General features: G+C 67.0%; 10 protein-coding genes. All 10 read right to left on the bottom strand.

The window, feature by feature from the left end:
• Positions 1–56: 56 nt before the first annotated feature.
• The 10 genes from F2P46_RS16065 to F2P46_RS16020 are packed head-to-tail and all read right to left on the bottom strand — an operon-like array spanning position 57 to position 13,087.
• On the bottom strand, positions 57–1,517 hold the full coding sequence (locus tag F2P46_RS16065) for a lipopolysaccharide biosynthesis protein (protein ID WP_166891440.1): 1,461 nt from the start codon (positions 1,515–1,517) through the stop codon (positions 57–59).
• Entirely contained in the window at positions 1,514–2,794 is a 1,281-nt protein-coding gene (locus F2P46_RS16060; RefSeq protein WP_166891437.1) for a glycosyltransferase, read from the bottom strand. Before F2P46_RS16060 ends, F2P46_RS16065 begins: the two co-directional genes overlap by 4 nt.
• Position 2,795: 1 nt before the next feature.
• Complete coding sequence (locus tag F2P46_RS16055) at positions 2,796–3,902, bottom strand: glycosyltransferase family 1 protein (protein WP_166891434.1); 1,107 nt, start codon at positions 3,900–3,902, stop codon at positions 2,796–2,798.
• Positions 3,899–4,858: a glycosyltransferase gene (locus tag F2P46_RS16050; RefSeq protein ID WP_166891432.1), complete on the bottom strand. Its 960-nt coding sequence runs from the start codon at positions 4,856–4,858 to the stop codon at positions 3,899–3,901. Before F2P46_RS16050 ends, F2P46_RS16055 begins: the two co-directional genes overlap by 4 nt.
• A complete protein-coding gene (locus tag F2P46_RS16045; RefSeq protein ID WP_166891431.1) occupies positions 4,849–6,030 on the bottom strand; it encodes a glycosyltransferase family 4 protein in 1,182 nt (393 codons plus the stop codon). The genes F2P46_RS16050 and F2P46_RS16045 overlap by 10 nt, the downstream gene beginning before the upstream one ends.
• Positions 6,027–7,241 carry a TIGR04063 family PEP-CTERM/XrtA system glycosyltransferase gene (locus F2P46_RS16040; RefSeq protein WP_166891610.1) on the bottom strand — a complete coding sequence of 405 codons (1,215 nt, stop codon included), beginning with the start codon at positions 7,239–7,241 and terminating at the stop codon, positions 6,027–6,029. Before F2P46_RS16040 ends, F2P46_RS16045 begins: the two co-directional genes overlap by 4 nt.
• 17 nt (positions 7,242–7,258) lie before the next feature.
• Positions 7,259–9,163: an XrtA/PEP-CTERM system amidotransferase gene (locus F2P46_RS16035; protein WP_166891429.1), complete on the bottom strand. Its 1,905-nt coding sequence runs from the start codon at positions 9,161–9,163 to the stop codon at positions 7,259–7,261.
• Positions 9,151–10,314 carry a TIGR03088 family PEP-CTERM/XrtA system glycosyltransferase gene (locus F2P46_RS16030; protein WP_166891428.1) on the bottom strand — a complete coding sequence of 388 codons (1,164 nt, stop codon included), beginning with the start codon at positions 10,312–10,314 and terminating at the stop codon, positions 9,151–9,153. Before F2P46_RS16030 ends, F2P46_RS16035 begins: the two co-directional genes overlap by 13 nt.
• The gene (gene xrtA / locus F2P46_RS16025; protein ID WP_368737918.1) at positions 10,311–11,870 is read right to left on the bottom strand and encodes an exosortase A; all 1,560 of its coding nucleotides are present in this window, start codon (positions 11,868–11,870) and stop codon (positions 10,311–10,313) included. The genes F2P46_RS16030 and xrtA overlap by 4 nt, the downstream gene beginning before the upstream one ends.
• A complete protein-coding gene (locus F2P46_RS16020; protein WP_166891426.1) occupies positions 11,870–13,087 on the bottom strand; it encodes a TIGR03087 family PEP-CTERM/XrtA system glycosyltransferase in 1,218 nt (405 codons plus the stop codon). Before F2P46_RS16020 ends, xrtA begins: the two co-directional genes overlap by 1 nt.
• Between the last annotated feature and the right edge of the window lie 2 nt (positions 13,088–13,089).

The following is a 13,089-nucleotide window of genomic DNA, read 5'->3' as shown; positions in this document are numbered from 1 at the left end:
CGGGATAACAATTATAGAAAACCAACGGCGCTAATATGTTTGACAATAGCGCCGTCTTATTTGCCGGGGGCGCTCGCGCGGCGGGCCTGGACGATGGCCAGGAACTCGCGGTACAAGGGATGACGAAAGGCCCACAGCAGCAGCGGCCAGGCCACGCAGGTGGCGCCGGCGCAGGTAAAGAAGGCCGCGTGGCCGAGCGCCTGGCCGGCCGGACGCAGCCATAGCGTGAGCGCGATCGCAGGCGCCAGGCTGAGCAGCGCGAGCATCAGGTTCATGCCCACGTAGCGCAACAGGGCGCCGAAGTCGGTCGGCAGGCGGCGTTGCTTGAGCGCATACCAGTACGGCACGCTGACCAGGGCCATTACCATGAAGCCGATCGCGAAATACTGCAGGTTGCGGTAATAGAAAACCACCAGGCACAGGGCGATCGCCTTGACCGGCTGGATGATCAGTTCGGCCGTGGCCACCAGTTTCGAGTGGCCGGCGGCCAGCAGCACGGTCGGGGTCAGGTTGATCATGGCGCTGGCCGCGCCGGCCAGGCAAAAGAACGGCACCAGCGGCGCCGACTGGTCCCACTGCGGGCCGAACATCAAGCGCAGTACTTCAAGCGGAAACAGCGCGGCAAAGCCATAAAAGGTCCAGGCAATCGCGGTCACATTGGTGACGCTGACGACATACTTTTCTTCCAGCTTATCGTCATTGCGCACCGCTTTCGAAAACGCCGGATAAGCCACATTGCGCACCGCGCCCATGAAATCGCGATGAAACAGGTTCATCAAGCCCTGCGCGCGGCTGGCGATGGCCACCGCCGAAAAGCCCATGATCTTGCCGACCGCCAGATCGTTGATATCCATCGTGATCGAGGTGATCACGTTGGCCACGGTGAGCGGCCCGCCGAACTTCATGATCTCGCGCCACTTGGTGAGGGCGGGACGCAGCAGGCGGCCGGCCGCGCCCACGTGCCAGATGCCGGCGGCGATGATCGCGTTGTTCAACACCGCGCCGAAGGCCAGCGCATACGCGCCCGCGCCCTGCCACGCCATGAGCAGGGTGGCGATGGTCGACAGCACGGCCGCCGACAGGTTAATCCGCATCACCGACTGGAAATTGAGTTCCCGCCGCAGCAGCGCCAGGCATACCGAATTGAAGGGCAGGATCAGGAAATTGAGCGCGACGATGCGGGCGATGGTGGTCAGGCTCTCTTCATGATAAAAGGCGCCGATCAGCGGCGCGCACAGTTGAATCAGCAAAAACAGGCTGCAACCGAGGATCAGGGCCAGGCCCCAGGCGCTGGCGATGTATTCACCGGTGAGCTCCTTTTTCTGGATCAGGAAATTCACCAGCCCGAAATCGCGGATGACCTGCGTGACGCTGATGATCGCCAGCGCCACCGAAAACAGGCCGACCTGCTTGGGCGTGAGCAAACGCGCCAGCAGTACGAACGACACCAGGTTCAGGGCGATGCCGAGATAACTCTCGAGGAAGGAAAACACCATGGCGCGCCGCACGGTGCTCATGCGGCGCTCCGTGGGTGCCGCACGATGGCGCCAAGGGCCAGCGCCAGCTTGCCGGTCAGGCTGGCGCGCGTGTACATCGCCAGTTCGCTCGGAATACGCGCCGAAAAAATCGCGCCCGGGCCGCCCTGGCACAGGGCGGCGAGGATGTCGGCCAGTCCGGCCACATCGCCCGGATCGGCGCGCCGCGCTCCGCCCACCTGGGTGAGCGTCTTGGCCACTTCGCTGACCGGCTGCGCCGACGCCAGGATCGGGCGCCCGCTGCCCAGGTATTCGAACAGCTTGCCCGGCATGCTGGCGTGCTCGTAGACGCCTTTCGAGACCGGCAGGTACAAGACGCTGGCGCCCGACATCAGCGCGGTCGCCTCGGCATGCGGCACGCGCCCGCGTTCCTCGACGATGTCGTCGATGCCGTACTCGCGCGCGGGACCGGGCGCATAGCCGGCCACCACGATTCTCAGGCGCGCCAGCTTGGGCGTGCCGCGCTCCTTGAGCAGCCGCACCGCCGCATACAGGTCGTCCGGGCCGTAGCCGGGACGCCATACGCCGGTGTAGACGATGCGCATGCGGTCATCGGCCGGCGCCGGCGCGGCCGGTGGAAAGTCGTCTTCATCGAAGCCGTTGGTGATGAAAAAGCGGTTCTTGGGCAGCAGCGCTTGCGGCAGCAGGCCCAGGAACGATTCGGTGGTGGCGATCACGCCGGAGGCGGCGCGCAGCACGCGCCGCTCCAGGCCCGGGTTCAGGCGCCGTTGCAGCCAGCTGGTCTTGTCCCACGCCACCTCGGCCGGCTTCCACAGGTCGCGATAATCGACCACGAACGGCACGCCGCTGCGGCGGCTGACTTTTTCGGCGACCAAAAAGGAGGACCACGGCCAGCCGGTGGCGTAGATGGCGTCGAACGGTTCCTGCGCGTGCAGGCGCAGCGCATGCTCCACCGCCATCGGAATCCAGCTGGCGCATTCGTCCGGCACGTTCCACAGGCGGCGCACGCGCCACTCGAGGGCGTCGGCCAGGCGTTGCGGGTCGACCACGGCGGCGAATTTTGCCGCGAACCTGGGCGCCATGTGGCGCGTCCACAAGGGCGCGCGTTCGATGCGGGTGCCGGGACGCACTTCGTCCAGCAGCGAGGGGTCGCAGTGCTGGGGGTCGGGGCTGTCGACCGTCAGCACGGTCGGGGTCCAGCCATGGTCGGGCAAATGGTTGACGAATTCGAGACTGCGGCGCGTCCCCGAATTGAAAATCGGCGGATACAAATAAGCGATGACCAGCACTTTCTTCATCTCAGCGGCGCACTTTGCGATACACCGCCAGGTGGCTGGCGAAACTCTCGGACCAGGCGAACTTGCGCACCCATGTCGCGGCGGCGGCCACCATCGGCGCGCGCTGCTCGCCCAGCTTGCCGGCCCGGTCCAGCGCCGCGACCCAGGCGTCCAGGTCGTGCGGCGGCACCACCATCGCCAGCGGGCCAATCAACTCCTTCAGGCTGCCCAAGGCGCTGAAAATGACCGGCACCCCGGCCGCCTGCGCCTCCAGCGCGGGAAAGCCGAAGCCTTCGTACAGGGTCGGGTACAGCACCGCCTGGGCGCCGCGATACAAGGCGCGCAGTTCGGCGTCGGACAGGAATTCGGCAAACAGCACGCGGCCCTGCAAATGGGGCGGCAATTCGGCCAGGGCGGTGCGGCGGGCGGCGGCGCCGAAGCCGCAGATGACCAGTTTCAGGTCCTTCTGGGCGCTCGCGGCGATCACCTCCATCGCCCACTCGGGGCGCTTGCGCTTCATCGGCCCGCCCAGGTAGACGGCGTAGGGCGCGCTGCCGATTGCCTGCGCCAGATCCGCGTGCATCGGACTCTGTTCGTTAGTGAAGTAGGCTTCGTCGATCCCGTGCGGGATCACCGTCAGCTTCGGTTCCAGCCAGGGCCAGCGCGCCAGGATGTCGGTGCGCGAGCATTCGCTGATGGTGATCACGTGCGCGCACTTTCTCAAAGCCGCCGGAATCGTGTGGTCCCAGTACAGGCGCGCGCCGAGCGTGTCGGCCCGTTCTTCCCAGGCCAGGGTATCGTGCACCGTCACCACCGTCGGTTTCGGCTGCCACAGCGACAAGGCGCCTTCGGTCGCGTGCAGCAGGTCGATATCGAGCTTGCGCAGGCGCAGCGGCAGGCCGAGCTGCTCCCAGGCGCGGAAACGGTCGCCGCGAAAGGTGAACACATCGGTTTCCAGGTTGGCGCCGGGCGGCGTGACCATGCCGTGGCGGTCGTCGTCGCCGAACAGGCGCCAGTGCATCTCGGGATGCTCCTTCGAGTGGCTGAGCAGCTCGAACACGTACTTGCCCATGCCGCGAATATGTTCGGTGTTCAGGCAGCGCGCCACCAGTCCGATATTGAGTGTCATGCTTTTTCCTTTGATGGCGACAGCGCCTTCAGGCCCGTCTTGACCAGCACTTTCCATCCCGGTACGTGGGTGGGGTCGGAGCGCAGCGCAGCCAAGGCGGCGCGCCGCGCCTGGCCCAGGTTGCGCGCGGCCAGGTGCGCGCCGGCGAAGTCGCTCCAGCTCTTGGCCAGCATGCGCCGCACCGCGTGGGCGTCGCCGCTGCGCCCGTCGGGCGAAGCCAGGCCCCAGCGGCCGAGCGCCTGGCCGATCACGCGCGCGCGGTAGTTTTCGGCCGGCGTGGCGCGGGTGATGCTGGCCGGGTGAATCCGGTACAGGGCGTACGGCCGCGCCACGCGGACAATCGGCGTGATGCGCGAGGCGCGCAGCCACAGGTCGTAATCTTCGCCCAGGCGCAGGGTGACATCAAAACCGTTCAATTCGGCCAGCAAGGTGCGCTGCATCAGCACGGTCGAGGTCCACACCACGCAGTCGAGCAGCAGTTGCGGATAGATCCAGCCGGTCGCGCCGCGCCAGCGCGCGGTATCCATCGCTTCCTCTTGCAGGCGCGCCAGGTAGTCCTGCGCCGGCTGCGGCACGTCGCTCGGCCACACCTTCCACGCGGTGTAGCACATGCGGCATTCGGGCAGCGCCGCCATCTGCGCCAGCTGGGCGGCCAGCTTACCGGGCAACCAGATGTCGTCGGCGTCGATGAACGCGATCCACTCGCCGCGCGCCGCCGCGACGCCCGTATTGCGCGCCGCCGCCACGCCGGCATTGGCTTGCTCGATGATGCGCACCGCCGGAAAACCCTTGCGCACCAGCGCCACCGACTCGTCGCGCGAACCGTCGTCAACGACGATGATCTCCAGCGCGATGTCTTTTTGCGCCAGCACCGAGGCGATGGTCGCGCCGATGTAGCGCTGCGCGTTGTAGCAGGGGATGATGACCGATACCAGCGGTGTCGTCGTCAGCGGCATGGCTGTTTCCCCACGATCGCGCTAAAGAGTTTGAGCTGGCCGGCGGTGGTGCTGTCCCAGCTGAACTGCTCGGCGTAGCGGCGCGTGTGGTCGTGCGCCGGATAATCGGCGCGCAGCGCGTTGACGGCGTCGGCCACGCCCCGGCGGCTGCGTTCCCTCATCAGCACCCCGGCGGCGGGCGCCGCCACCACTTCCGGCGTGCCCCATACGCGACTGGCCACCACGGGCGTGCCGCAAGCCATCGATTCGAGCAGCACGTTGGCCCAGCCTTCGCGGCTCGACGCCAGCACCAAGGCGTCGGCGGCGCCGTAGTAGCGCGGCAGCTCGGGCTGCGGCACGGCGCCCAAAAAGCGCACGCGCTCTTCGACCTTCAGTTCGCGCGCCAGTGCCTGCAAGCGTGGCAGTTCCACGCCGCTGCCGGCGATCAGCAGGGTCACGCCAGGGAGCAGCGGCAACGCGCCGATGGCCAGGTCATGGCCCTTGAGCTCCACCAAGTGCCCGACCGACAGCAAGGTAAAGCCATCGAGCCCGAGCTCGCGGCGCAAGGCGGCGCGCTCGCCCTGCCGGAAGCGCTGCAGGTCGACGCCGTTGCGCAGCGGCGTGATGGTCGCCGGGTCGGCGCCCAGTTGCACCAGCTCCGTCTTGAGCGCGTCGCACACGGTAATCACGGCGGCGGCGTTGGCGGCGGCCCACTGGATCATCTTGCGCGGTTTGGCAAAATTGGGAATCAGGCTGATGTCGGACCCGCGCGCAGTGATCACCACCGGCTTGTTGAAATGCTTGCCCAGCTTGACCGCCGCCACGCCATCGGGATAAAAATAGTGGGCGTCGATCAGGTCGAAGTCAAATCCCTCGTCCAGCATGCGCCCCACCGTGGCCCTGGCGGCGTTGGCCAGCAGCGCCGGCGAAAAATTCATGCCGATCTTCGGGATCACCGGATAACGCGGGTGCAGCACCGGCAGACCGAAGCGCTCTTCGCTGGCGGGCACGCGCGCAAAGTCGCCGTACTGGCCGAAACGCTTGCCCGTGAACGGAAACCACGGCACCGGCGCGACCACGCGCGCCTCCACCTGGCCGCTGGCGACCAGGTGGCGCAGGCGCGTCTCGACAAAAATGGCGTGGTTCGGCTTGACCTGGTTCGGGAACAGCGTCGTGAAAGTCAGGATTTTCATCGGTCGCCGGCGCGCTTGAGCGAGCCATACACCTTTTGGTAGCGCGCCACGCTGCCGGCCCAGGTGCGTTCGCGCTCGACGAATGCGCGGCCGTTGGCGCGCAGCGCGGCCCAGCGTTGCGGCGTGGCCAGGAGATCGAGCACCTTGTGCGCCAGCGCGGCCGGATCGCCCGCGGCGAACAGCACGCCGGTGCGGCCGTCGTCGATCAGTTCGCGGTGGCCGCCCACGTCGGACGCGGCCAGCAGCCGGCCCTGGGCCATCGCTTCGAGCGGCTTCAGGGGCGTGACCAGATCGGTCAGGCGCATCTTCAGGCGCGGGTAGACCAGCACGTCGATCAGGTTGTAATAGCGCTGCACCTGGTCGTGCGGCACGCGGCCGGTAAAGATCACCTGGTCCGCCACGTTCAACTTCTGCGCCAGCGCCTTGAGCGCCGCGTCCTGCGGGCCGCCGCCAACCAGCAGCACGCGGATGGCGGCGTTCACCGCCAGCATGGCCGGCAAGGCGCGCAGCAGCACGTCCAGGCCTTCGTAGGCGTAGAACGAGCCGATGAAGCCGAGCACCGACTTCCCGTCCAAGTGCAGGCGCAAGGCCAGCGACTCGTCGCGCGCGCCATCGACGCTGAAGTCGGCCACGTCGACCGCGTTCGGGATGACGGTGATCTTGTCGGCCGGGATGCCGCGCCCGACGATTTCGGCGCGCAAGCCTTCGCAGATGGTGGTGGCGGCGTCCACCCGTTTGAGCGCATACGTTTCCAGCGCGCGCGTCATGCGGTAGCGCAGGCCCCATTCGCGGCTGGTGCCATGATCGACGGCGGCGTCTTCCCAGAAGGCGCGGATTTCGTACACCACCGGGATGCCGAGGCGGCGCCCCACGCGCAGCGCGGCCACGGCGTTCAAGGCCGGCGAATGCGCGTGCAGCACGTCGGGCTTGACTTCGAGGGCGACGTTGAGCAGGCGGTCTTCCAGCACGTCGATGACGGCGACCTGGTTGAACACCGGCAGGCGCGAGAGCGGCCCGCCGGCGGCGGCGGTGCGGTAGAAATCGAGGCCGTCGACGTGCTCGAAGGCGGCCTGGGTCATCCCCTGTTTGGGACTGGTGACATGAAAGGTCTGCCAGCCCAGGATGCGCTGTTCGTTGAGGATCGCGCGCGTGCGGAAGGTGTAGCCGCTGTGCAGCGGAATCGAGTGATCGAGCACGTGCAGGATGCGCAATGGTGCGCCCTCCACCGTCATGCCCCCGCTCCCAGCAATTCCTTGCGCAGGAAGGCTTCGAACATCAGCAGGGTCCAGATCGGGGCGCTGTAGTCGCGCCGGCCCGACTCGTGCTGCTCGACCATCTCGGTCAGGTAGTCGATGTTGAAGATGCCGGTTTCCTTGAGCGTGTCGCCAAGGAGCGAATCGCGTACGCGCTGGCGCAGCGGGCCACGGAACCAGCCGGCCAGCGGCACCGCGAAGCCCATCTTCTTGCGGTACAAAATATCGTTGGGCAGGTACTGCTCCAGGCTTTTCTTGAAGATGTACTTGCCTTCGCTGCCGCGCAGCTTCATCTCGGGCGGCAGGCCCGAAATCCATTCCACCAGCTTGTGGTCAAGCAGCGGCACGCGCACTTCGAGCGCGTGCGCCATGCTGGCGCGATCGACCTTGGTGAGAATATCGCCCGGCAGGTAGGTTTTCATGTCGAGGTACTGGATCATCGAGAGCGGATCGTCGGTGGGCGACTTGGCCGCGTGGCCTTTCATCACGTCGATCGCGCGGTAGCCCTGCAACTGGGTGCGGAACGCGGGCGTAAAGAGCTGCGCGCGCATGGCGTCGGACATGATCGACACGCCGTGAAAATAGCCTTCGACCAGGTCGCGCGAGAGCGCCTCGAAGGTCGTCTTGGCGCGGAACATGCGCGGCGCCCAGTCGGCCTTGGGATAGTATTTTCCGAGCGGACCGAAGACCAGCTTGCGCAGGCCGGTCGGCAGGCGCGAACGCACGCTGTCTTCGGCCATGGCGTAGCGGTAGCGGCGGTAGCCGGCCAGGTTCTCGTCGCCGCCGTCGCCGGACAAGGCCACCGTCACGCGTTTTCTCGCCAACTGGCACACACGGTAGGTCGGAATGGCCGAACTGTCGGCATACGGCTCGTCGTACAGGTCGGCCAGGGTGTCGAGCAGCGCGTAGTCGTCGGTGTCCACCGTTTCGGTGTGGTGGTGGGTCTTGTACTGGCGCGCCACCTGTTCGGCGTATTCCGATTCGTCGAAGGCCTTGTCGTTGAACGCGATCGAGCAGGTGTTGACCGGGTCCTTCATCAGGCCGGCCATCATGGCCACGATGGCGCTCGAATCGACGCCGCCCGACAAGAACGCGCCCAGCGGCACTTCGGCCTTGAGGCGGATCTTGACCGCTTCGCGCAGGCGCACCACCAGCTCGCCCTCGGCGTCGGCCTGGGTCATGGCGCCGTGCAGCTTGAACGGCACGTCCCAGAACTGGCGCGGCTGCGGAATCGGCTGGTTGATGGTAACAAGCAGGCAAAAGCCCGGCGACAGTTTAAGGGCGCCGCTGTAGATGGTTTTCGGTTCCGGCACGTAGCCGTAGGCGAAGTAATCTTCGACCGCGCGCGGGTCGATGGCGCGCGGCAGGCCAGGGTGCGCGCGCAGGGACTTGAGCTCGGAACCGAAGATGAACATCCCGTCCGGCAGCACGGCGTAATAGAACGGCTTGACCCCGAGGCGGTCGCGCGCCATGAACATGGTCTGCTTGACCCGGTCCCACACAGCGATGGCGAACATGCCGCGAAAGTGCTGCACGCAGTCCTCGCCCCAGGCCGACCAGGCATGCACGATGGTTTCGGTGTCGCTCTTGGTGCGGAACACGTAGCCGAGCTTTTGCAGTTCCTCGGTCAGCTCCGGGTAGTTGTAGATTTCGCCATTGAAGACCACGCCGACATTGCCTTCGGCGTTGAACATCGGCTGCTGGCCGCTCAGGATGTCGATCACCGACAGGCGCCGGTGGCCGAAGCCGACGCCGGGCTCGGTGTACACGTCGCCTTCGTCCGGACCACGATGGTGCTGGGTTTCGTTCATGCGCTTGACCAGCGCCGGGTCGATTTCGCGCGCACCGCGCGTATCAAAAATGCCGACTATTCCACACATGATTTCGCACTCTTCCTGAATTGTTTTTTATGTTCGCACAAGGCGTCGTACAAAGATTCGTAAGCGGCCACCATGGCCGCCATGTTGTAGTGGCGCTCGACCCGCGCGCGCCCGGCTGCGCCGTGTTCCAGCCGCATTGCGGCGTCGAGCGCATAGCGTTCCAGCGCGGCGGCCATGGCGGGGGCGTCGGACGGCGGCACCAGCAGTCCCGTCACGCCGTCGGCGAGTACTTCGGGCACGCCCCCGACGCGCGTGCCGACCACCGGCAGGCTGCTGGCCATCGCTTCCAGGGCCGAACCGGGCGTGCCTTCGGCAATCGAGGACAGCGCGAACATGTCGAAGCCGCGCAAAATATCGGCAACGTCGGTGCGCGCGCCGGGCAGCCAGACCAGGTGCGCCACGCCGGCCTGCTCGGCCTGCGCCTGCAAGGCCGCCAGCAGCGGGCCGCCGCCGACGATCGCCAGGCGCACCTGCGGCAGGCGCGCGTGCAGCAGCACGAAGGCGCGCAGCAAGGTCGCGTGGTCCTTCACGTCCTGGATGCGGCCGACGGTGCCGATCACGATGGTCTCAGGCCCGAAATGCCGCGCCACGCTGCCCTGCGGGGTGAATTTGTCGGCGTCGATGCCGTTCGACAGCAGCCGGCTCTTGTTCCCGGCCACGCCGATGACGGTGCGGTTCCAGGCCACCATGTCGGCCGAATTGGCGTAGCAGCAGTCGTAGAACGGCACCATCAGGCGGCGCAGCAGATTGTGCTTGCGGTTTCGCCCTTGCGGGTCGCCCGCGTCGCGCCCGTGCAAGCCGTTGATGCGCACCGGGACGCCGGCCAGCAAAGCCGCCGGGGCGTATTCGACCGCCGACAGGTTGTAGGTGTGCAGGATGGTCGGGCGCAGGCGGCGCAGCAGTGTGAACAGGGCCGCGTGGGTGCCGGGCGACAAACCGGGCTGCTTGTGCAGCGCGAACAGCTGCACGCCTGGCTTGGTGATCTTGTCGGCGAAGGCGGTGTAGTCGGTCAGGCATACCACCGCGTGACGGTAATGCGCGGCCGGCATGCGGTTGATGCGCTCGACGAGCAAGGTCTCCAGGCCGCCAAAATCGAGCCGGTAGATCAGGTGGACGACGAGCGGTGGTGTGTTGTTCGCATGCGCGGTCATCTGGTCCCCGTGTTGGCGGCCAGCGCGGCCTCGATGGCGGCCAGGTCGCCCTTGAGGAAGGCGCGCATCGCCACCCGCGCCGGCTCCGGATTCTCGTCGTAGTGGGCGAACACCATCACGGCGGCGCCGTCGTCGCTGGCGTGCAGCAGCTTCTGGCGGATTTGCAGCAGTTTGCCGACATAGTCGTTGCTGGTGGTGCTGCCGTCGATCCAGTACCAGTGCCACACCAGCATCTTGCCGCCCGGGCCGGACATGTCGCTCTCGCGCAGGCGCAAGCCGCGCGCGCCGATGGCTTCATCGCGGACAATGGTGCTGACGGTGCGCCACACAGGGGCCTCGACCGGCGACAGGCGGTTGGTGGTGGTAATGAGCTTGGTCCCTGGCGGCGGCTTGCGGTAATACAGCAGCTTGACGCCGACCGGCTGGCCATCGGCCGTGTGGAACTGCTGCAGTTCGGCGCTCGCTTTCGGGAAGGCCGGGGTCCAGTCGACGAACGCGGGGCCGCGCGGCGCGCTTGTGACCACCTCGTTCAGCACCACCGGCGCAGGCGCCGCTGCGGTCTTCTCCAGATAATACTGGTAGGCGGGCCAGAGGCCGACGCAGGCGACGATCGCCAGCGCGGCCGGCAGCAGTTTGGCCATGGGCGCCGGCGGCGCATCCGGCAGTGCCGGCGCGGCCTCCACCACGACGGCCGACGCGGTAGCCGACGCGGTGTCTTCGCGCCAGATCGCGCCGATCCAGAACAGCAGGAACATCACGATGCCGAAAAAGATCCAGCCGTAGATCAGGTGATCGACGCCGACCGCCAGGGTCATGCCGCTCAGGTGGCCGATCATCACGATCAGGTAGGCGCGCGCGCCGTTGGCGAAAATCGGCACGATGATCGAGGCGACGATGAACAGCGCGCGGCGCCAGGTGGTGCGGTAGGTCAGGTAGGCGTACAGGGAACCGAGCGTCACCGACGAAATCAGGTAGCGCACGCCGCTGCACGCTTCCACCACCGACCAGTTGCCGCTCGGGATACTGAAGTTGTTCCCTTCGCGGAAAACCGGAATGCCGGTGGCGATCAGCGCGTCGACCGTGAAGTTGGCGGTCATGCCGATCAGCGGTTCGATGAACACGTCGCCGAACGGCACCGCGAACAACAGAAACCCCAATGGAAACGCCAGGCTGCGCGCGATCGGCAGGCCGAGGATCGCCAGCGCCGACAAGGGCAGCATGGCCACGAACGCGTAATGGCGCACGATCTGTACGTCGCCCATTTCGCCCAGCAGCCAGGCCGCGCCGCAGGCGGCCAGCATCGGCAGGGCCGGCCACCATGGCGCTACCTGCATGCTGCGCAGCAGGTCGCGCCGGCCCCAGATCAGCCACAGGCTGATCGGCAGGATCACGTAGCCGTGCGCGAAGGTGCCGGAACTGTCCCAGATGTTGACGATCGAGGCCGCCGTCCGGAAGTAGGCCAGCAGGGGAAACAGCAGCACGGCGCCGATCAGGAGCGCTTGCAGCGCATACGATCGGGCCGGGCGCGCCGGGTTGAGGGTCAGGCCTTGTTCCACTATGCGCTTTCGACGGACATCTGTTCCAGCAGGGAGACAACCGGCGCCAGGTTGCTGGTCCAGCCGTAGCGGGTTTCGACCACGTGGCGCGCGCAGGCGCCCATCTCCGGGCGCGGCGCGCCCAAGGCCTGGTCGATGGCGGCGGCGAATTGCGGCGCATCGTGCGCCAGCAGCAGGTCGCGCCCCGGCTCGGCGGCGATGCCCTCCAGCGCTTGCGCCGAGACCACCACCGTTTTGGCCATCGACATGGCTTCGAGCACCTTGTTCTGGATGCCGCGCGCGATGCGCAGCGGCGCCACGCACAGCGCGGCGTGGGCCACGAACGGGCGCACGTCGGGCACGGTGCCGGTGACGGTCACGCCGGGCAGCGCCGCCAGTTGCAGCACCTCGGCCGACGGACGCGCGCCGACGATGACAAATTGCGCCGCCGGATGGCGCGCCAGCACCGATGGAAAAATCTCGCGCGCGAACCAGCTGACCGCGTCCACGTTGGGCCAGTAATCCATGGCGCCGCAAAACACCAGCGCCTGCTGGCCGGCCACGAACGGATTCGGGTACTCGACCTGCGCGGCCTGCGGCGTGAAGTAGTCGGTATCGACGCCGTTATTGAAAAAGCCGGTGCGCTCGGCGCTTTCGGGCGCGAGCTGGCGAAACAGCGCCGCTTCCGGCGCCGAGACGAACAGCGCGGCGGCGCTGTCGAGGGCCACCTTGCGCTCGTAGCGCAGCAACTGGCGCGCCTCGTGCGCGTACAGCATGCTCATGGGCCAGGACTTTTGCGCGGCGTACTGGCGCCATTTGTCCGAATCGACATCGCAAAAGTCGACCACGCGGCGCGCTTGGCGGTACGGCTCCGCATACTGCGCCATGGCCGACGAAAACACCAGGATGCGTTCGATCTTGTTGGCGGCCATGGCTTGGGCGACCCAGTCGCGCAGGCCCTTGTCGCGGTAGTAGTCGAGCGAGAGCGAGCGGTTGGCCAGCAACGCGCCCAGGCTGCGCAGGCGCGCCCTGGTCGGATCGAGCCGGGCGAAGTGGCTCGACGCGCACAGGGCCTGCACGCGCGGCAGGTGCTGCCAGTCGTCGGCGTCGTCCACAAACGTCGCCAGGTGCACCTTGTAGTGGCGCGCCAGGTGCTTGAGCAGGTGATACGAACGGATCTTGTCGCCCTTGTTGGGCGGGTAGGGAATCCGGTGGATCAGCAGCAGCAGGTCGTCCACGC

The organism is Massilia sp. CCM 8734, assembly GCF_011682155.1.
In the GTDB taxonomy this organism is placed as follows: domain Bacteria; phylum Pseudomonadota; class Gammaproteobacteria; order Burkholderiales; family Burkholderiaceae_D; genus Telluria_A; species Telluria_A rubra.
The sequence above is the reverse complement of the archived record's forward strand: the minus strand, read 5'-3'. Positions and strand labels throughout refer to the sequence as shown.